Origin of the sequence: Desulfosarcina sp., from assembly GCF_046496365.1 — a bacterium.
Taxonomy (GTDB): domain Bacteria; phylum Desulfobacterota; class Desulfobacteria; order Desulfobacterales; family Desulfosarcinaceae; genus Desulfosarcina.
Window position 1 is genome coordinate 149,141 of record NZ_JAWOHB010000116.1, and the last position, 19,681, is coordinate 168,821.

Sequence of the window (19,681 nt, forward strand, 5' to 3'; positions counted from 1 at the left end):
GTTTGCACCGACCGGAGAACAGACGATGACGGAAAACAGACAATCTTTCAACATAGCCGGAAAGCGTGACGGGGAGCGCTTGGCCTCACGGGTTCTCGAGGAGCAGATTCAACAGGCCGTGCAAGCGGGTCATGGTCAACTGACCATCCACGCCTTTGGCCAGCACGGCATCGGCGGGCGGATCTGGAGAGCCAGCGGCGAGCCCGTGTGTATAAATATCGAAGGCCATGCCGGCCAGCGGGTGGGATCCATGGGTTATCCGGGCACCTTTATCGACGTGCTGGGTCCGGCGTCGGATGACGTGGGTTGGCTCAATGCCGGTGCAGTCATCACGGTCCACGGTCATGCTTCCAATGGCGTGGCCAACGGCATGGCCCAGGGGAAAGTCTTCATCGCAGGCAATATCGGCGCCCGGGGCATGACCATGACGAAGTACAATCCCCGCTTCGACCCCCCCCAGTTGTGGGTGCTGGGCTCCGTCGGAGATTATTTCGCCGAGTTCATGGCGGGTGGTGTGGCCGTAATCTGTGGCCATGCCGCCCAGAACCCCGAGAATGTCTTGGGTTACCGACCCATGGTGGGCATGGTGGGGGGGCGCGTGCTGTTTCGCGGTCCGCACCAGGGGTTCAGTCATGTCGACGCAAAAATGGTGCCCATCGATGACCATATCTGGGAATGGCTGACCGAAGGGCTGAAAACGTTTCTGACGGCCATTGACCGGTTGGAGCTGTTTAAAAGTTTGTCGGTCCGGGAAGAGTGGCAGCTTATCGCCGCCCGATCGCCCCAGGAAAAAAAGGGTGTCGAGCGGCGCTCCATGGCCGATTTCAGGAAAAATGTCTGGGATGAGAAACTGGGCAAAGGCGGTATCGTCGGCGACCTCACCGATCTTGACCGCAGCGCCATCCCGCTGATTACCCATGGCGACCTGCGGCGTTTTGTGCCCGTATGGGAAAACCGCAAATATAAGGCCCCCTGTGAATCGACCTGTCCATCGGGGATTCCGGTGCAGGAGCGCTGGCGACTGGTGCGTGAGGGGCGGGTGGACGAGGCCGTGGACCTGGCTCTGGCCTTCACACCGTTTCCGGCCTCGGTGTGCGGCTACCTGTGCCCGCATCCGTGCATGACTGCCTGTGCCAAAGGGTCGGTTTTTATGGCACCGGTTGACGTGTCTCAACTGGGTCGGGCCAGCATCAATGCCAGCCTGCCGGCGCTGCCGCCCCTTTCCGGCAAGCGAATCGCCGTGGTCGGCGGCGGACCCGCCGGCATCTCTACGGCCTGGCAGCTGCGCCGCATGGGTCATGAGGCGGTGGTCTTCGACAATGCCCCCACGCTGGGCGGAAAAATCGCCTCGGTGATTCCCAGCAGCCGAATTCCCGCCGACGTGGTGGAGAAAGAACTATCCCGGGCGGCCCAGGTGATCCCTCACGTCCACCTACAGCAGCGGCTGAACCGGTCCGACACGGCCCAGTTGATTGCCGATTACGATTTTGTGATCGTGGCTGCCGGTGCTCAGAAACCCAGAACCCTGCCCATCCCGGGCAAGGAGCGGCTGATTACGGCCATGGATTTTTTATGCGATGCCAAGCAGGACCGGATCAAACCGGGTAAGCGGGTGGTGATTATCGGTGCAGGCAACGTGGGCTGCGACGTGGCCACTGAAGCGGCGCGGTTGGGAGCCAGGGAGATTACCCTCCTGGATGTACAAGAACCGGCCAGTTTCGGCAAGGAGCGTGAAGACGCCGAAGCGGCTGGAGCCGTATTCCGCTGGCCGGTTTTCACCCGTAGGATCACCGCAAAGGGAGTGGAACTGGAGAGCGGGGAGCTGATTCCTGCCGACACGGTGGTGGTCTCCATCGGCGACGCGCCGGATCTGGAATTTCTGCCCGAGGATGTGGCCACTCAGCGCGGCTTCGTGGTGGTCAATGCGGATTACCAGACCTCCAACCCCAACGTGTATGCCATCGGCGATGTAGTCCGGCCGGGTCTGCTCACCGATGCCATTGGTGCCGGGAGACGAGCCGCCGAAACGATCTCGGAAATTCTTGCCGGCAAGCGGCCCGGGGCGGACCGGAGAATGGTCATCGACATCAACCGCATCTCTTTGGAATATCTTGATCCGCGGATCGTCCACTACGACAGCCTGGACCAGTGCGGTTCCCAGTGCTCCTCCTGTGGAACCTGCCGGGACTGCAGCATCTGTGTGGCCATGTGCCCGGAGGCGGCCATCAGCCGCAAGACCTTAGGGGGAGTCGAGTTTGAATATGTGGTCGACCCGGATCGTTGTATCGGCTGCGGATTCTGCGCCGGTGCCTGTCCGTGCGGTATCTGGGACCTCGTGGAAAACACCCCCTTGGGCTGATGCCGATGCCTTGTTTGTCGGTTAAAAAGGCAGGCTCGCGGGCCTGCCTTTTTAAGGGGGTTGATTTGTCGGGCAGATGTGGTAATTGACCACTGAACTCAAGCTGGCCCATTGCTGTAATCGTACGGGTGGTTTGTTTGACGATAAGAAAGCAGCAGGCCTGTTTCCAACTATACACCTGGCCGGGCGGACCCGGCCAAATACGGAATTCATGCAAGCGCGACTGACACTTGAAGACGGCCGCACCTTTGCCTGCCGGTCCTTTACCGGTCCAGGGGAGGCCAGCGGAGAAGTGGTGTTCAACACCAGCATGACCGGCTATCAAGAGGTGCTCACCGACCCTTCCTATAGCGGTCAGATGGTCGTCATGACCTATCCGCTGGTGGGTAACTATGGCGTTAACAATGAAGATGTGGAGTCTGCGGGGATCCAGGTGGCCGCTTTTGTGGTCAAGGAGTACCAGCCCTTTCCCAGCAACTTCAGATCCACCGGCACCCTGGCCGACTACCTATCCGGACAGGGCGTGCTGGGTGTTGAGGGCCTGGATACCCGGGCGTTGACCCGCCACATCCGCAACGGCGGTGCCATGCGCGCCATGATTTCCACCACAGACCTGGATACCGAATCCCTGAAGCGGCGTGCCAATGCACTTCCCCGCATGGTGGGGCTGGATCTGGCCCGGTACGTCACCACCGCCGTACCCTACCGTTGGAACGGCGGCAGGCTCGAACTGCTGGGTGACGACGTAAAGCGGGATGCCGGCATATGGCGGCACCGGGGCGTGCGGCCTTCGGTGGTGGCTATTGATTTCGGTCTCAAGTACAATATTGCCCGTTGCCTTGAACGGGTGGGGTTTGAGGTGGTGGTGGTTCCGGCTGCAACGGATGCGTCGGCCATCATGGGCATGGCGCCCGACGGCCTCTTTCTCTCCAACGGACCCGGGGATCCCGAACCGGTGACTTACGGCGTCCAGACCGTAAAGGAACTGCTGGGCAGGCTGCCCATTTTCGGCATCTGTCTGGGAAATCAGATTCTGGGTCTGGCCTTGGGGGGCCGCACCTACAAGCTTAAATTTGGCCACCGTGGCGCCAACCAGCCGGTCAAGAATCTGCTTACCGGCAAGGTGGAGATCACCTCCCAGAACCATGGATTTGCCGTGGATATGGATAGCCTGGGCGCCGATGCCGTTGAGGTGACCCACATCAACCTGAACGACAATACCGTGGAAGGCATCCGACACCGCCGGGTTCCGGCCTTTTCCGTCCAATACCATCCGGAGGCATCTCCGGGGCCGCACGATGCGGCCTACCTGTTCGATCAGTTCAGGTCCATGATGAAAACCGCCTGAGTCGGATCAGCCCCGGATCAACCCATAGACCGCGCCTACGGGATGCGGAACACGACTGCCCGAATCCTGACATGCCCAAACGCACGGACATCCATAAAATCCTGATCATCGGCGCCGGCCCCATCATTATCGGCCAGGCCTGCGAATTTGACTACTCCGGCACCCAGGCTTGCAAGGCTCTCAAAGAAGAAGGCTATGAGGTGGTGTTGGTCAATTCCAATCCGGCCACCATTATGACCGACCCGGAGACGGCGGATCGTACCTATATCGAACCGGTTACCCCCGAAACCGTCGCCAAGATCATCGAAAAGGAACGCCCTGACGCGCTGCTGCCCACCCTGGGCGGGCAGACCGGTTTGAACACCGCTGTGGAAGTTGCCCGACAGGGCGTTCTGGAACAGTTCGGCGTCGAGCTCATCGGTGCTTCCCTCGAGGCCATTGAAAAAGCCGAATCCCGGGACCGCTTCCGGGAGGCCATGCACCGCATCGGGCTGCGAATTCCCGACAGCGGAATTGCCAACACCATGGAAGAGGCCCGTATGGTTGCCGAACAGATCGGCTTCCCGCTGATCATCCGGCCCAGCTACACCCTGGGGGGTACCGGCGGCGGTGTCGTCTACAATCCCGAGGACCTGGAAAATATCGCCAAATCGGGGCTGGATGCGAGCTTGACCAAACAGGTGATGCTGGAGGAGTCGGTGCTGGGGTGGAAAGAGTATGAGCTGGAAGTGATGCGCGACCACGCCGACAATGTGGTGATCGTCTGCTCAATCGAAAACCTGGACCCCATGGGCGTACACACCGGTGATTCCATTACCGTGGCTCCGGCCCAGACCTTGACAGACCGGGAGTATCAAGTCATGCGGGATGCCTCCCTGGCCATCATGCGCGAGATCGGCGTGGACACCGGCGGTTCCAATGTCCAGTTTGCCGTCAATCCTGAAAACGGGGACATGATTGTCGTTGAGATGAATCCCCGGGTGTCGCGAAGCAGCGCGCTGGCCTCCAAAGCCACGGGATTCCCGATTGCCAAGATTGCCGCCAAGCTGGCCGTGGGTTATACGCTGGACGAAATTCCCAATGACATCACCGGTGAAACCCTGGCCTCCTTCGAGCCAACCCTGGACTATTGCGTGGTTAAGATTCCCCGCTGGACTTTTGAAAAATTCCCCGAAACCCAGGATCTGCTGACCACTTCCATGAAATCGGTGGGTGAAACCATGGCGATTGGCCGGACCTTCAAGGAAGCCCTTCAAAAGGGTCTCCGCTCCCTGGAGATCGGCCGCTTCGGTTTCGGTGCCGACGGCAGGGACCGCCCGGAGGTGGATGGCGCACCGCCCACCTTGGAAGAGATCGAACAGAAGCTGGCCATCCCCAATTCCCAGCGGCTGTTTTACCTGCGCCTTGCCCTTCATGCAGGCATGCCCATCGAGACGATTTATCAGACGACCGCCATCGATCCCTGGTTCCTGTTCCAGCTGGCGCAGATCTTCCGCATGGAGCAGGAACTGAGCCAGGTCGCCGAGACGGTTGACGGGTGTGGGGTGCCCGCAGGCGACCGTTTATCCACCCTCACCACTGACCAATTGAGCCGTGCCAAGGCCTATGGTTTTTCCGATTTTCAGATTGCCCATATCACCGGCAGCACGGAAAAAGTGGTCGAACGGACACGCAAGGAGCTGGGCATCCGGCCGGTATACAAGCTGGTGGATACCTGTGCGGCGGAATTCCGGGCGGCGACCCCCTATTATTACTCCACTTACGAAACCGAGTGCGAAGCCCGGGTGTCGCAGCGCAAGAAAGTGATGATTCTGGGGGGCGGGCCCAACCGCATCGGCCAGGGTATCGAGTTCGACTACTGCTGCGTCCATGCCTCCTTTGCCCTGCGGGAAATGGGCGTGGAGAGCATCATGGTCAACAGCAACCCTGAAACGGTGAGTACCGACTACGATACGTCGGACAAACTTTACTTCGAGCCCCTGACCCGTGAGGACGTTCTGCATATTGTGGAGAAGGAGAAGCCCGACGGCGTGATCGTTCAATTCGGAGGCCAGACCCCGCTGAATCTCTCTACGCCGCTGCACCAGGAGGGTGTTCCCATCCTGGGAACCCAGCCGGAAAGCATTGACCGGGCCGAAGATCGGGAACTGTTCCAGGTCATGTTGAAAAAGCTGAATCTAATGCAGCCGGCCAACGGCACGGCCCTGTCCATCGCCGAAGCCCTGACCATCGCCGACACGATCGGTTATCCGGTGATCGTACGCCCCTCCTTTGTTCTCGGCGGCCGGGCCATGAAAATTGTCTACGATCCCAAAGACATGGAGAACTTTACCCGGCTGGCTATCCTGGCTTCTCCGGGTCACCCGGTGCTCATTGACAAATTCCTGGAAGCGGCCATGGAAGTCGATGTGGACGCGATCTGTGACGGCACCGTCACCATCGTTGGCGGCATCATGGAACACATAGAGGCCGCCGGGGTTCACAGCGGCGACTCTGCCTGCGTACTGCCGCCCTACAGCATCGACAGCGGCATGATCGACAGAATCAGTGCGGCCACCAAGGCCATGGCCGCCGAACTGAAAGTAGTGGGGCTGATGAACGTTCAGTATGCAATCAAAGCCGACCAGCTCTATGTGATCGAGGTCAACCCCCGGGCTTCCCGGACCATTCCCTTTGTCAGCAAGGCCACCGGTGTCCCTCTGGCCAAACTGGCTACAAAAGTCATGCTGGGGAAAACACTGGCCGAGCTGGGACTCACCCAAGAGGTGGTTCCCCGCCACCTGTCGGTGAAGGAGGCCGTGCTTCCCTTCGACCGGTTTCCCGATGTGGACACCCTGCTGGGGCCGGAGATGAAATCCACCGGAGAGGTGATGGGCATTGGCACCGATTTCGGTCTGGCCTATGCAAAGGCACAACTGGCCGCCGGTCAGCGCCTGCCCCAGTCCGGGACGGTTTTCATCAGTGTGGGCGATGACGACAAGGTGGCCACGATGCCTGTGGCTAAAAAGTTTGCAGACATGGGTTTTACGATTCTGGCCACCGACGGCACCTGGTCTCAGCTTTCGATCAACGGTATTCCCGCCGAACGCATCAACAAAGTGTCCCAGGGTCAACCCCACGCTGTTGATGCCATTAAAAATGGCCGCATACAGCTGGTCATCAACACCGGTACCGGTGACGAACCCCGCCGTGATGGTTACGTTATCCGTCGGGCAGCCATTAAATTCAAGGTGCCCTACGCCACCACCGCCGCCGGTGCACTGGCGGTGTGCCGGGCGGTTGCCGCGTTGAGAGAGCAACCCTTTTCGGTGAAGCCCATTCAGGATTACCATGGGCAAGGGTGATCGGCGCCTTCTGTTCTGCCATCATCCCTGCAAGGTGCAAGGCAAAGGACTATGATACCATTAGAAAAAATCGTCCGGGAACGCGACATCGAAGATAAACCGCGCGAAGCTTGCGGGCTTTTCGGCGTCTTCGACCACCCGGATGCTTCCAAATTATGTTATTTTGGGCTTTATGCCCTCCAGCATCGGGGACAGGAGAGCGCCGGAATCGCCGTTGCCCAGGATGGTGCCATCGATGAGTACAAAGCAATGGGCCTTGTTCACGACGTATTCGACATGGATATTCTGGATGGCCTCAAAGGAACCTGCGCCATCGGGCATGTTCGCTACTCTACCACCGGCAGTTCCGTGGTGGCCAACGCCCAGCCCCTGGTGGTGCGACACCGCGACCGGGCCTACGCAGTGGCCCACAACGGCAATCTGGTCAACGCCCACCATGTGAAAGCGGAGTTAGAGGACGCCGGTTCCATTTTCCAGACCACCATGGACAGCGAGGTTTTCCTGCACCTTTTCGTGCGCAGTCTTCACCTGGGCTTTGAGGAGGCCCTGAAAGCATCGGTGGCGCGGCTCAAAGGGGCTTTTTCCATGGTGGTGCTCACCAGCCGCGGAGAAGTCATCGGCATCAAGGACCCCAACGGCTTTCGTCCGCTGTGTCTGGGCAAACTCAACGGAGCCTGGGTACTGGCGTCGGAAACCTGCGCCCTCGACCTGGTCCAGGCGGAATTTGTCCGCGAACTGGATCCGGGAGAGATCGTCATTATCAACGGCAACGGGGTCAAGAGCATTCACACCAAAACCCCCAACCGGCGTTCATTCTGCATTTTCGAGTTCATTTACTTCGCGCGGCCGGACAGCACTTTTTTCGGTCACAATGTCTACCTTACCCGCAAGGCCCACGGCCGACGGCTGGCGGAGGAATCACCGGTGGATGCAGACTTGGTCATGCCTTTTCCCGATTCCGGCACCTATGCGGCGCTGGGTTTTTCGGAAACCTCCGGGATCCCCTTCGAGACGGGCATGATCCGCAACCACTACGTGGGCCGCACTTTTATTCAACCCACCCAGAGCATGCGGGACTTCAGCGTGCGCGTGAAGCTCAACCCCATCAAGGAATTGCTCAGAGGCAAGGATATCATCATCATCGAAGATTCCATCATCCGGGGCACAACGGCCAGAACACGGGTCAAGGCCCTGCGTGATCTGGGAGTAAAGCGGGTTCACCTGCGGGTGAGCGGGCCGGCCCACCGGTTTCCCTGCCATTATGGCATCGATTTTTCCACCAAGGGGGAACTGATTGCCGCCAGAATGAGCGTTGAGGAGCTGCGCAAGCACCTGGGTCTGGATACCTTGAGCTACCTCAGCCTGGAAGGGTTGCTCGCGGCCACCGGCATCGAAAACCCGGAAGACCAATTCTGTAAAGCCTGCTTCGATGGCTGCTACCCGGTCCAGTTCGATGAAAATCTGTCCAAGCACTGCATGGAGCCCGGATCAATCAGATAGATGCAATCGGGCTTGCCTTTCATGCGTTGGCACACTAATATATCCCTATACAGGTGGCATCCGGCAAATACCATCGCCCCGGGGGGTTCCGTGATAGAGTCCAAATATCTAAAGGAAAATATCGAAAATATTCAGCGGCTCATGTCCATCTCCGCCCTGAAGCACTTCGAGACCCGCAATCTGGGCAAGTTGCTGCGACTCAGCAAGATTCGCCAGTACGAAGACGGTGAGACCATCATCCAGGAAGGAGACATGGATCCCTGGCTTTACTTTCTGCTGTCCGGTAAGATTCGGATAACCAAGGAAGGCGAGGAGATCGGGGCCATCAACAAAAATGGTGAAATCTTTGGCGAAATGCGTATTATCGACGACCAGACCCGCAGCGCCACGGTGCTTTCCGTGGGCAAAACCATCTGCCTGGCCGTGGACACCTCGGCCGGCAACCGGCTTTCCACATCCGAACAAAAAGACGAGCGCTTGGATTTCCTGCTTCTGCTCTACCGGATCTTTGCCGAATACATGACCTATCGGCTTCGCCTCACCAATGAGGAGTTGATCCGGGCCAGAAAAGATTTACGACGCCTGGGCGGCAGAGACAACCCGGAAACGGACAAGAATGATGATGCGGATCTGGATGAGCTCATGAAATCTTTGTAATGCGAAAAACCGTCGCTTTCACCCGCCAATCGGCGAATGTCTTTTTTCACATCCTCACCCGCTGCAACCTTCGTTGCCGTCACTGCTACATCAATCCGAACCAGCATGGCCATACTACGCTGGACATCGATACCATCGACCGCTGGCTGGCGATTTTTGCCGGTCGGCACCCATCACCCAACGTGATTTTTCTGGGCGGGGAACCGACCCTGCATCCGGATCTGGCCATTGCCGTCAAGCGGGCCAGAAAATTAGGATACGCATCGGTCACCATCGACACCAACGGTTATCTTTTTAACGACATCCTGGACCGGGTTACCCCCGAAGAAGTGGATTTTTTCAGTTTCAGCCTGGACGGACCCAGTCCATCGATCAACGACCCGCTGCGGGGCGAGGGCAGTTTCAAACAGTGTACCCAGGGAATTGCGGCTGCCAAAAGGCGCGGTTTTGCCGTCAGTCTCATCTACACGGTGAGTCGGGCCAATATCGACCACCTGCAGCGCATGCCGTCCCTGCTGGCAGAGCTGGGGGTGGATCGTTTTTTCATACAGGTTATCGGCGTTCGGGGGCAATGGATTGAAGATGAACTGCGTCTGGAAACCCTTTCCCAGGTTGAGCGGGATGCCTGGCTGGAGATCGTTCCCAAGACGGCGAAGGCAGCCGCCCGACAGGGAATCACCGTCACCTTTCCGACGGTTTTTCTGGAGCCGGATGAGCCTTTCGAATGTGCCGGCGTGGTGGCGGACAACTACTTCATCTTCCCCAACGGACGGGTATATCGGTGTCCCCTGTGCGAGGATTACCCCCTGCACAGCCTCGAAATCCGTGGAGGCCGTCTGGTGGAGACCGCCGGGATCAACGAGGCCGACCTGTTTCCCCTGCTTATCCCCGAGGGATGCGTCATGAACCGCATTATCCAGCCGCGCAACCTTTCCCCAGCCAAGGACGGTAAACTGCTTTATAAAATCGCCTGTTGCATGCTTAAAGAGGAGGTCACACCCCGGTTGCAAAAGCCCGAGGCCTCCGAATCCGGCATTACCGAGGAATAACAGTAAAAATTCCTGCGGATTTACCGCTGGGGGCACCCCTGAGCAATCCTCCGGTTTTTCAATTTACGGCCCCCTGTTGTTTGCCTTGACGAATGTTAACGGATATGCGAAGGCCAGACCGGAAACACGCACCGGAACAGCTGTAACCGGAAATTGAAGCCGGAGGTCGACTGTCCGTCAATCGTTGCGCACCAGGAGCATATCACCCATGAGACTCGGCATCATCGGCCTGCCCCAATCGGGCAAAACCACCGTTTTCGAAGCCTTGACCCGCAGTGTTCCCGCCGACGGCAACCGTCAGGAGAGCCGCATCGGTACGATTACGGTACCGGACGGGCGTGTGGAGATCCTCAGCGACATGTACAAGCCCCGCAAAACCATTTTCGCCCAGGTCGAGTATTTCCTGCCCGGCAAAGGGGATCACACGGGTGCGAAAAATGACCAGGGCATCTGGACCCAGGTGCGGGACTGCGATGCACTGATTCATGCGGTGCGCAATTTCAGCGGCTACGGCTTCGATGCACCCACACCCAAGGCGGACGTGGCGGCCATGGACCAGGAATTGATCATCTCTGACCTGGTGGTGGTTGAAAAGCGGTTGGAGCGTCTGGCTCTGGACGACCGCAGGGGAAAAAAACCCAATCCCGAGGAGACCGTTTTGCTGGAGCGCTGCAAGGAACATCTGGGCAACGCAGTACCCCTGCGTCGGTTTGCCGATATCGCTGCAGCCAAACTGCTGCGTGGTTTTGCTTTTCTTTCCGCCAAACCCATGCTGATCCTCTTGAACAACGATGATGAAGATGATGTTCTTCCCGAAGCCGCTGCTCTTCCGGAAGGGGAGGAATGCCTGCTGATCCGGGCCAAACTGGAACAGGAGCTGGCCCAGATGTCAGACGACGAGGCCAAGGATTTTCTGGCGGAGTTCAACATCACTGCGTCGGCCACGGACCGCGTGGTTCAGCGTTCTTACGACCTGATGGGGCTGATTTCTTTTTTCACGGTGGGTGAAGATGAAGTGCGGGCCTGGACGATCGGCCGGAATACCGAAGCCGTGGATGCGGCCGAAGTGATTCACTCGGATATCAAAAAAGGGTTTATCCGGGCCGAGGTGCTGGCTTACGATGACCTCATGGATGCAGGGACCTATGCCGAGGCCCGTAAAAAAGGAACGGTCCGCCTGGAGGGCAGGACCTACAAGGTCTGTGACGGAGACATCATCAACTTCCGCTTCAATGTCTGATTCAAAAGATTCCGCTCGACCCATCGCCATGAAATCGCCCCCGGCGATGGCGTGCGTGAAGTCCTTGCTGTCCGAAAACCGATTACAGGTATGGCGGCCGGCCGCCGGAATAGATCAGTTTGCTTAAGGTGCGGTCCCGGGTTTTTGCTGGCTGCTGCTTGACAAACAGGCGAACGTATCCGGGAATATGCCCCGTGTACAGATAAGTCTTGAAATCGTTATCAATCCTGGCATGGGAGAACTGCCACAGCGTCCCGGCTTTCTGAAAAAGTGTGTATACGCTGAGCCCGCTGGAAAAGGCCACATCCGAGAGGTCTCCGTCTTCACCCACAGCATCCAGCGGTGCCAGGCGCTTTTCCAGAATGATTTTCAGGGCGCTGTACAGAACAGCCAGACATATAAAAATGATCATCACGGTCATGACAGCCGATCCTTGTTTTGGGCAGGAAGCATTTCATGGACAAAAGATCGGTCTCTCCGGCTGGGTTGTCAAGAGAGGCTGGCCGGCAATGGCTGATAGACGTGCTGTGATTGTCAGAACCACGAGCGATGGCTCCAGATCTCTTCCTCCAGATTTTTTTTGTCCTCCTGAAGCTTAAGGAACATGGAGGCGTTTTGAATGGCCAGCCCGCCCTGGTGGGCCAGGGCCTCCACCATCACCATCAGGTCGGACGGGAATTCCCGCTGGACGCCGCTGTACAGACGCATTACGCCAATCACCCTGTCCCGGGCCAGAATGGGGGTGACGATCATGGAAACGATGCCCTCGCGTTTCATGGCACCCTTGAAGCGGATGCGCGCGTCGGTGGTGGCGTCGCTGATCACAATGGTTTCACCCTTCAGGGCGCGGGCCGCTGTTTCCGTAGAGGTAATGGCGCCTTTTTCGAGAAATTCATTGCTGAGCCCATGGCTGGCCACCAGCTTCAGCGAACCTGTATCTTCGTCCATCAGGCGGATGAGCGCCCCTTTCATCCCCAGGGTGTCGCAGATGTTCTCCGTCAGGTTGCCCAGCACCTGCTGAATGTCTAAGGTGGAGTTGATATTGGAGGCCAATTCCAGAAAAAGCATGGCGTTTTTGTGCATGCGCCGGAGCAGACGGTTATGCTCGATGGCGATCCCCCCCTGTTCGGCCAATGCGCGTAGAAAATCAATTTCATCGGGTTTGAACTCGCGCCGGGTGCCTGAATACAACGACAACACCCCGATTGTGCGACCTTTTACCGTTACGGGTACGGTCAGCAGCGAGGCGATGCCCTCAGCTTTCTTGGCCGCGTGATTCTCCAGGCGTGGGTCCGAGGTGGCATCGGGAAAGGTCAGGTAGCCTTCTTTTTCCAGGGGTGTGACCACCCGTTTGGCCTGGATGGGGTTGGCGTGCAGGTAGGTTTCGGACAGACCCTGTTGGGCCACGGGTATGAAGACATCCTGCTTCTCATCCTTCAGAAACAAGCAGGCGGCCTTGCCCTCCATGGTTTTAATGGCGCTGTCGACAATCAAGATCAGCAACTCATTCTTGGTTGCGGCCGTACCGAAGGCCTTGCTGATTTTACAAAAGGTTTTGAAATAATCCTTTTCTTTGGTCATGTAAGCGCTCCTGATGATTGACGGGGTTTCTTTTTAACGGTTCTGGTTTGTTTGTTGCCTGCCGCCGGTTGTTTTTTTTTCGCGGGCAGATCGCGGTCCTTCAACCATGCGGCGATCTTGGGCGCGAACTCACGCTGATACTTGGAACTGACATATATGCCGATGTGGCCGGTATCCAGGCAAAGGTCTTCTGTGTCCGTGCTGCCCACATGGCGGGTCAACTGTTCGCAGGCTTCCGGCGGCACCAAGTGGTCGAATTTGCCGTATATATTGAGCAGGGGCATGGAGATCTTCTTCAAGTCCACCCGTTGACCGCCTACCTCGAGTTGGTTGTTGATGAGTTTGTTTTCCTGATAGCAATCCCTGATGAACTGGCGAAAGACCTCTCCGGGAAGATCCGGACTGTCGAAGATCCATTTCTCCATGCGCAGAAAATTCTCGACGAACGTCTTGTCGTCCATATTCTCCATGAAGCCCACATATTTGTCGATCATCAGGCGCGCCGGGTTGAGCAGCAGAAATCCGAAGTTCATGATATCTGCCGACAGGTTTCCAAAGGTATCCACCACCCGGTCGACATCCAGGTGTTTCATCCAGACGTGCAGCAGGCCCTTTTTGGTGTCGAAGGCCGTGGGCGTCACCGTGGTGACCAGGTTCTTGATTTTCTGCGGATGCAGGGCGGCGTAGATCACGCTGAAGGTTCCTCCCATGCAGATTCCCATCAGATTGATCTGGTTGGCGCCGGTTCTTGCGCGGATGATCTCCACGATGTTGTCCATGTAGCCGTTGATGTGGTCGTCGAAGTCCAGGAAGCGGTCTTTGCGGGTGGGGTAGCCCCAGTCGATCATGTAGAGATCGATGCCCGCTTCCAGAAACCTTTCCACCACGCTTCTGCCTGGCTGCAGGTCCAGCATGGTCTCCCGGTTGATCAGCGCATAAACGACCAGCAGCGGCGTTTCATAGCGGACGCCGTTTTTGGGCCGGTAATGTTTCAGGGTAACCCGATCCTCCCGGTAAACGATGTCGCAGGGCGTCTGGGCCAGTTTTGCGTCGAGGTCGGACAGAAGCACCTCCGAGGCTTTTTTGGCCCGACTTTGCACGCGTTCGGCTTCTTCAGCCAGCTTGGATATGATCAAATCCACAGGAATTTTGAATTGGGTCATTGGTCATCTCCCAGTGGGCAGAAATGGTTGCGTTTCAGGTCGCCTGCGGCTAGTGGCGCTTTTCAAGCCGGCGGATGCGCTTTTTCAACTCGTAAACCTCCCGTGCCAGATCGTCCAGTTCCGTTCGGGTGGCCACGGGAAGGCTGCGCAGCATATCCTCGAACACGGCATTCCTGGCGTTGGAAAATTCCGCCAGGGATGTGATTGTCTTGCCCAGGGTTTCCGCGTATTCGGGAGTCTGGAACAGTGTCATGAAATGCCCCTCAAGCACCTTGATCCACATGCGATAGTACGCTTGGGTATCCTCCGGCAGTTCTCCTTTTTCAGCCAGTTCTCCCATCTGGTCCTGCATGACGGTCAATGCCCGGCTAAAAGGCAGGGCCAGCAGCCGGAGAAATTCGGCGAATGTGGATTGGAAGCGATTGCAGGTATCCACCGCCAGGTTGAGTTTTTCCTGGTATGTACGGTTCAGGCCCAGCTGGGGGATGCGCAAAAACTGACTAAACTCCTTTTCGTAAATCTCCGTCCAGACGTGGAAAATATTCTCGTCTATATTCTCGAATTGGTAGGCTTCCACCGATGCGCCGATGCGGCCGGCACTTTGCGTTGCTTTCTGCTGCAGTTCCATGAAACTGCCCAAGGCACTCTGGGCCAGCTGAGCCAGGATTTCCGGCATGGCACCGGCGCCCTTGAGCAGGGCGCTCACTGATTCCGGCGCCGACATGGCCGCAGCCAGGGTCCGCCAGTTTTTCATTGCCCTGCCCATGACGTTCGGATTCGAGAATGATGTTTCCTTTTCCGCAGTCGGCGGCGCTTTGGATTTTTCGGCGGATGAAGGCGCCAATGGGGCGAGGTTGCCCCAGAACGCATTCATGGCCTCGGTCCAGGCACCAACCATGGATTCAAACCCAAAGGGATCTTCCTTCTTCTCACCCATGGAACCCCCCATTGATGGATCAGCTTAATGGCGCATTCGGTTGATTTATTTTTCCGGCCGCAGTTCCAGGTCCAGATGAAAGCGCACCGGACCGCGATAGCGGTCGTTTTGGTACCGCTTGTGCAGGGCATACTCGGAATCCGGGTGTGACCAGGAGGTGGCCATGGCTACATGCCCCTTGGGAAAAGGGGTGACCTCTGCATCGACATGGTCCAACGGCGCCAGGGCGCAATCCTTTTCGACCAGGTCGTCGTGGGTGCCGTAACAAATCAGCCAGGGAAGCTTCTTTGCTTGCATGCGTCTGATATTGAGCGGGTTTTCGAAAAGCGTCACGGGCAGCGTACCGTCCGCAGCAATAGGCGTGTTGAACGACGCGAAGCTGATCCTGGTGATGGCAAGGGGCAGGTCGTTGCGCTCGTTACCCAGCCAGTAGTTCAAGGCAGCGGCTGTTTTTCCCACCGTCAGCTTGTCACCCTTCTGACCGGCAAACATGATCAGATCCCGGTAAAAGGCCGCCAGGGGCGATTCGGTTTCGATGCTCTTGAGCTTGTATACCCAGCCCATGAGGGTCCCGTCCGCCACCTGATTGCCATTTGCCAGTGTTTTGACACCGTAGGCCAGATCGTTGAAACGAGGCGGCAGTTTACCCAGAAAACCAGCCAGGCCTTTGCTGCGGGTGCCGTCCATGGGCGCGACGCAGGTGATGAACGCATCCACCAGGCCATCCAGAACGCCGCTCAAGATCGTGCACAGGGCGTTGTATCCGCCCTGGCAATAACCGTTCAGCGTTACCGGCTTGCCGTGGCGGGCCTTGATGGTCCTGCAAAAAACGGCGGTGTCCCGGGCATCGTCTTCAGCGCTCATGATCTGCAGGGCTGCGGTGGTGCCGATATCTTTAAGGATGCGGATGTAGGTGGGGATGCCTTGGTTGGCGTAACAATGGGCGTAGCTGCGCTGTTCGCCGGGCAAAAACCCCAGGATGTTGGCTCCCAGCACATAGGGCGGGATGATGCAGACGGGTTTTGTTGCCGGGTTGACCTTGGTGGTGCTGGTAGGCATGATCTGATAGAGAAGAAAACGGTCTGTTTCCTCCACAAGGGGGTTGATGCCCCGTTCGAAATGGAAACCGTATTCATCTTGGATGGCGGCAATTGCTTTTGGATAGGCGATTGCCACCTGTTCCATCAACTGCGCCTGACGACGTGCCATGTACTTCAGGTCGTCGGCATTGAGCTGCCATACGCTTTTAAGGAATGCCGCCATGAAACCGTTCATCTCCGCGGCGCTATAGCGACGCACCATCTCCATTGCGCCGCCAACACCCCGACGCATCAATTCGAAGTTCTGATTCAGCAGTCCCAGGTAGGCGGTCAGTGTGTCTGCAGGTGAAGCCTGGGCCACGCGGGTGGTTTCAGCCTGCTGGAAGTAGTAGGTTGAAAGCAGGTAGGGCAGCATGAAATCGGTCGTGTATCGCGACAGGCCGGCCAGGTAGTTGGCGGAGGCCGCATATAAATCCCCCAATATGCTCAGCCGGTTTTCAAAGGGCTCGGCAGCGGTCGGTGGGGTGTCGGTATGCTCGGATTTCTCGGCCATGGCGCCTCCTGGTATATTTTTCATAATAAGCCCGTTGTGCCGTCGTGGCAACTTGTAAAAAAAAACTGGTTTGGCCGTGCGGGGATCTCCCTTCGGGTTTGAACATTGACTATCGGACACGGCAAGGGTTCTAAAAATCGTTGACAGCCCCATGCGGGTTCGCTATGGGAAAGCCAGTTTGATCCTAAATTTGATCAAATTTGTGATAATTTTTTCAGGGAGAGTTGCAATGGCAATGCGTTTTATCGAGGGCAACGAGGCGGTGGCCTTGGGCGCCATGGCCGCAGGCTGCAGGTTTTTTGCCGGATATCCCATCACCCCGGCAACCACCATATACAACGCCATGCTTAAGTACCTGCCCCCCGAAGGCGGCGTCTGTCTGCAGGGCGAGGACGAGATCGCCTCCATCGGATATTGCCTGGGTGCCTCCATGGCAGGCAACAAGGTGCTTACCGCCACGTCGGGTCCGGGCATCAGTCTTTACAGTGAGCAGATTTCATTTGCCATCGGCAGCGAGATCCCCTTGGTCATCGTTAATGTCCAGCGGCTGGGACCCTCCACGGGATCCGCAACCAAAGGGGCGGACGGTGATATCCAGTTCATGCGCTGGGGATCCAGTTCGGGTCTGCCGGTAATCGTACTCGCGCCGGTGGACGTGGCTGACTGCTATCGGCTCACCGTCCATGCCTTCAACCTGGCCGAGCAGTATCGCTGCCCGGTGTTTCTGGCTTCCAACAAAGAGATCGCCATGACCCGCGAGAGTGTCGATCTCGACACCGTCGAACTGCCGGATATCATTACCCGCCAAACAGCGGATCGGAACACTGTATTTCTTCCCTTTGCTGCCCATAGCGACGACACGGCCCCGGATTTTCTGCCCATCGGTGACCAGACCCTGGTACGCCAAACCTCTTCTACGCATGGGGTCAACGGGTACATCACCGTGGACCCTGAGGAAATCAACGCATTTCAGCTTCGGTTGGAGAGAAAACTGAAGGCCCATGTGGATGCGTTCACCCATTTCGAACAGGATCTGGATCCACAGGCCAGGACGCTGGTGGTGGTATACGGGGTCACCGCCAGGGCAGCCCGGGTGGCGGTGGCTGAATCCAGAGCAGCGGGCAAGCCGGTATCCATGCTGACACTCAAGACCCTCTGGCCGGTACCGGAACGGCTGATCATCGATACGGCCGTCCCCTATGACCGGGTCGTGGTGGTGGAGATGAACATGGGGCAATACGTGCGGGAGGTTCAACGGCTGCTGCCCGGCAAAACGGTGGACTTTCTCGGCCAGATGAACGGTAATCTGATCAAGCCGGAACAGATCCGGGAGGTAATATAAATGAGCAGTCTGATCAATACCAGCCGCCCCCCGGTCTTCTGCCCGGGATGCAGTCATGAACGCATCGTCCATACCCTGGACAAGGCCTTTGAGCAGATGGGCCTGGACGGCAGCCAGGTGGTCATCGTCAGCGACATCGGTTGCAGCGGTCTGTTCGATACGTTTTTCGATACCCATGCCTTTCACGGCTTGCACGGCCGCGCACTGACCTACGCCACGGGGCTGAAAATGGCCCGCCCGGACCTGAAGGTGATCGTCACCATGGGGGACGGGGGCCTGGGCATCGGCGGCGCGCATGTGCTTTCCACCTGCCGGCGCAACATCGACCTGACCCTGCTGATCCTCAACAACTTCAATTACGGCATGACCGGTGGCCAGTGTTCCTCCACTACCCCCCAGGAGGCCGTGGTGGGGTCCGGGTTTCTCAACCAGCTGGAAAAACCCGTGGACATCTGTCAGGTCGCTGCTGCGGCCGGTGCCGCCTTCGTGACCCGCACCTCATCTTATGCCCCCGACCTGGTGGATCAGATGGCCGCAGCCATCAGTTATGATGGGTTTTCCATCCTTGACATGTGGGGCATGTGTCCGGGACGCTACACCAAGCGCAATAAAATCACACCCAGAAGTATCGAGGCCGACCTGGCCGGCTTGCCTCCTTTTCAGGGGCCGGTGCCGAGCAACCAACGCAAGGAATACGGCAGTGCATACCGGGAAGTGGCCGCTCGGCTGCCCAAACCCGCACAGCCGGAAAAAATTGAGGCCCGCTTTCAGCCGCCGGCCAGCGGCCGCCAGGAAGTTTTGATTCTGGGCAGCGCCGGTCAGCGCATCGTCACCGCCGGAGAGATTTTCTGCCTGGCAGGCATGACTGGCGGTTGGCATGCCACCTTGAAAAATGACTATCCCATCACCGTGCTGCGCGGGCATTCGGTCAGCGAAATGGTGCTGTCCCAACAGCCGGTTGACTACACGGGCATCGACCGACCAAATGTGGTGGTGGCTCTGGCCGATGAAGGGGTGGGGCGACGAAAAAAAATGCTGTCCCGGCTGGGCGGTGATACCCTGATCATCAAGGCTGCCGGAGTCGCCCTTCCCGAGACCGGCGCGACGGTGCGGGAGTTTGATTTCAAAGCCCAGAAGCTCAAATCCCAGGACTGGGCGCTGGCCAGCCTGGCTGTCCTGGCCAGAATGGACCGCGTGATCTCAATGGAAATGCTCAAAGCCGCGCTGGCCATCCGGTTTAAAAAAGGAATTTTGGAAGCAGCTGTGGAATTGGTTGACCGAGTCGTCGGTTAGCGCCAAGGGCCCGTTCAAATACGAGGCCAGACGGAGCCCCCGATTTTCGGACAGCCCGTCAACCATCATTCAAGCGGAGAAGCAAAGGAGACCCCATGGATTTTCAGCTGACCAAGGAACTGGAGATGCTGCGCAAGGCGGTGCGCGAGTTTGCCAGCAAACGGATCGCCCCGAACGCGGACCAGTGGGACAAGGACCACTATTTTCCCTATGCGGAGGCCATCAAGCCCATGGGCCAGCTGGGCTTTTTCGGCACGGTGATTCCCGAGGCGTAC

The 19,681-nt window shown here is 57.8% G+C and carries 15 protein-coding genes; 10 read left to right on the top strand and 5 right to left on the bottom strand.

Features of this window, described 5'->3' with window-relative positions:
* The first annotated feature begins 25 nt into the window (after positions 1 to 25).
* From R6V78_RS10470 to R6V78_RS10500, 7 genes are all read left to right on the top strand, one after another.
* Positions 26 to 2,359 (top strand): FAD-dependent oxidoreductase, encoded by a 2,334-nt coding sequence (locus tag R6V78_RS10470; RefSeq protein WP_410289304.1) that lies wholly within the window; start codon positions 26 to 28, stop codon positions 2,357 to 2,359.
* Between the two features lie 211 nt (positions 2,360 to 2,570).
* Positions 2,571 to 3,707 carry a glutamine-hydrolyzing carbamoyl-phosphate synthase small subunit gene (gene carA / locus R6V78_RS10475; RefSeq protein ID WP_410289305.1) on the top strand — a complete coding sequence of 379 codons (1,137 nt, stop codon included), beginning with the start codon at positions 2,571 to 2,573 and terminating at the stop codon, positions 3,705 to 3,707.
* Between the two features lie 71 nt (positions 3,708 to 3,778).
* Entirely contained in the window at positions 3,779 to 7,051 is a 3,273-nt protein-coding gene (carB, locus tag R6V78_RS10480; RefSeq protein WP_410289306.1) for a carbamoyl-phosphate synthase large subunit, read from the top strand.
* Positions 7,052 to 7,102: 51 nt separating this feature from the next.
* A complete protein-coding gene (gene purF, locus R6V78_RS10485) occupies positions 7,103 to 8,551 on the top strand; it encodes an amidophosphoribosyltransferase (RefSeq protein WP_410289307.1) in 1,449 nt (482 codons plus the stop codon).
* Positions 8,552 to 8,641: 90 nt separating this feature from the next.
* The gene (locus R6V78_RS10490) at positions 8,642 to 9,208 is read left to right on the top strand and encodes a cyclic nucleotide-binding domain-containing protein (RefSeq protein ID WP_410289308.1); all 567 of its coding nucleotides are present in this window, start codon (positions 8,642 to 8,644) and stop codon (positions 9,206 to 9,208) included.
* Positions 9,208 to 10,257, top strand: coding sequence for a radical SAM protein (locus R6V78_RS10495; RefSeq protein WP_410289309.1), 1,050 nt, complete (start codon positions 9,208 to 9,210; stop codon positions 10,255 to 10,257). The genes R6V78_RS10490 and R6V78_RS10495 overlap by 1 nt, the downstream gene beginning before the upstream one ends.
* Positions 10,258 to 10,465: 208 nt before the next feature.
* Complete coding sequence (locus tag R6V78_RS10500) at positions 10,466 to 11,497, top strand: DUF933 domain-containing protein (RefSeq protein WP_410289310.1); 1,032 nt, start codon at positions 10,466 to 10,468, stop codon at positions 11,495 to 11,497.
* An 82-nt stretch (positions 11,498 to 11,579) separates the two neighbouring features.
* Here the strand turns inward: R6V78_RS10500 and R6V78_RS10505 are convergent, their stop codons facing one another.
* From R6V78_RS10505 to R6V78_RS10525, 5 genes are all read right to left on the bottom strand, one after another.
* Positions 11,580 to 11,918 (bottom strand): hypothetical protein, encoded by a 339-nt coding sequence (locus R6V78_RS10505; RefSeq protein ID WP_410289311.1) that lies wholly within the window; start codon positions 11,916 to 11,918, stop codon positions 11,580 to 11,582.
* A gap of 113 nt (positions 11,919 to 12,031) precedes the next feature.
* Positions 12,032 to 13,078: a GAF domain-containing protein gene (locus R6V78_RS10510; protein ID WP_410289312.1), complete on the bottom strand. Its 1,047-nt coding sequence runs from the start codon at positions 13,076 to 13,078 to the stop codon at positions 12,032 to 12,034.
* A complete protein-coding gene (gene phaC / locus R6V78_RS10515) occupies positions 13,075 to 14,241 on the bottom strand; it encodes a class III poly(R)-hydroxyalkanoic acid synthase subunit PhaC (protein ID WP_410289313.1) in 1,167 nt (388 codons plus the stop codon). Before phaC ends, R6V78_RS10510 begins: the two co-directional genes overlap by 4 nt.
* 49 nt (positions 14,242 to 14,290) lie before the next feature.
* The gene (locus tag R6V78_RS10520) at positions 14,291 to 15,178 is read right to left on the bottom strand and encodes a poly(R)-hydroxyalkanoic acid synthase subunit PhaE (protein WP_410289314.1); all 888 of its coding nucleotides are present in this window, start codon (positions 15,176 to 15,178) and stop codon (positions 14,291 to 14,293) included.
* 45 nt (positions 15,179 to 15,223) lie between these two features.
* Complete coding sequence (locus R6V78_RS10525) at positions 15,224 to 16,771, bottom strand: metal transporter (protein ID WP_410289315.1); 1,548 nt, start codon at positions 16,769 to 16,771, stop codon at positions 15,224 to 15,226.
* A gap of 229 nt (positions 16,772 to 17,000) precedes the next feature.
* Between R6V78_RS10525 and R6V78_RS10530 the strand changes: the two genes are divergently transcribed.
* The 3 genes from R6V78_RS10530 to R6V78_RS10540 form a co-directional block, all read left to right on the top strand.
* Entirely contained in the window at positions 17,001 to 18,113 is a 1,113-nt protein-coding gene (locus R6V78_RS10530) for a pyruvate flavodoxin/ferredoxin oxidoreductase (protein WP_410289316.1), read from the top strand.
* Positions 18,114 to 19,406: a thiamine pyrophosphate-dependent enzyme gene (locus R6V78_RS10535; RefSeq protein WP_410289317.1), complete on the top strand. Its 1,293-nt coding sequence runs from the start codon at positions 18,114 to 18,116 to the stop codon at positions 19,404 to 19,406.
* Positions 19,407 to 19,501: 95 nt separating this feature from the next.
* On the top strand, positions 19,502 to 19,681 hold a 180-nt coding region (locus tag R6V78_RS10540; RefSeq protein WP_410289318.1), incomplete at its 3' end, for an acyl-CoA dehydrogenase family protein.

Coding starts and splice junctions, on each gene's coding strand:
- R6V78_RS10470 (WP_410289304.1), top strand. CDS start 26: ATGACGGAAAACAGACAATCTTTCAACATAGCCGGAAAGCGTGACGGG.
- carA (WP_410289305.1), top strand. CDS start 2,571: ATGCAAGCGCGACTGACACTTGAAGACGGCCGCACCTTTGCCTGCCGG.
- carB (WP_410289306.1), top strand. CDS start 3,779: ATGCCCAAACGCACGGACATCCATAAAATCCTGATCATCGGCGCCGGC.
- purF (WP_410289307.1), top strand. CDS start 7,103: ATGATACCATTAGAAAAAATCGTCCGGGAACGCGACATCGAAGATAAA.
- R6V78_RS10495 (WP_410289309.1), top strand. CDS start 9,208: ATGCGAAAAACCGTCGCTTTCACCCGCCAATCGGCGAATGTCTTTTTT.
- R6V78_RS10500 (WP_410289310.1), top strand. CDS start 10,466: ATGAGACTCGGCATCATCGGCCTGCCCCAATCGGGCAAAACCACCGTT.
- R6V78_RS10505 (WP_410289311.1), bottom strand. CDS start 11,918: ATGACCGTGATGATCATTTTTATATGTCTGGCTGTTCTGTACAGCGCC.
- R6V78_RS10510 (WP_410289312.1), bottom strand. CDS start 13,078: ATGACCAAAGAAAAGGATTATTTCAAAACCTTTTGTAAAATCAGCAAG.
- phaC (WP_410289313.1), bottom strand. CDS start 14,241: ATGACCCAATTCAAAATTCCTGTGGATTTGATCATATCCAAGCTGGCT.
- R6V78_RS10520 (WP_410289314.1), bottom strand. CDS start 15,178: ATGGGTGAGAAGAAGGAAGATCCCTTTGGGTTTGAATCCATGGTTGGT.
- R6V78_RS10525 (WP_410289315.1), bottom strand. CDS start 16,771: ATGGCCGAGAAATCCGAGCATACCGACACCCCACCGACCGCTGCCGAG.
- R6V78_RS10530 (WP_410289316.1), top strand. CDS start 17,001: ATGGCAATGCGTTTTATCGAGGGCAACGAGGCGGTGGCCTTGGGCGCC.
- R6V78_RS10535 (WP_410289317.1), top strand. CDS start 18,114: ATGAGCAGTCTGATCAATACCAGCCGCCCCCCGGTCTTCTGCCCGGGA.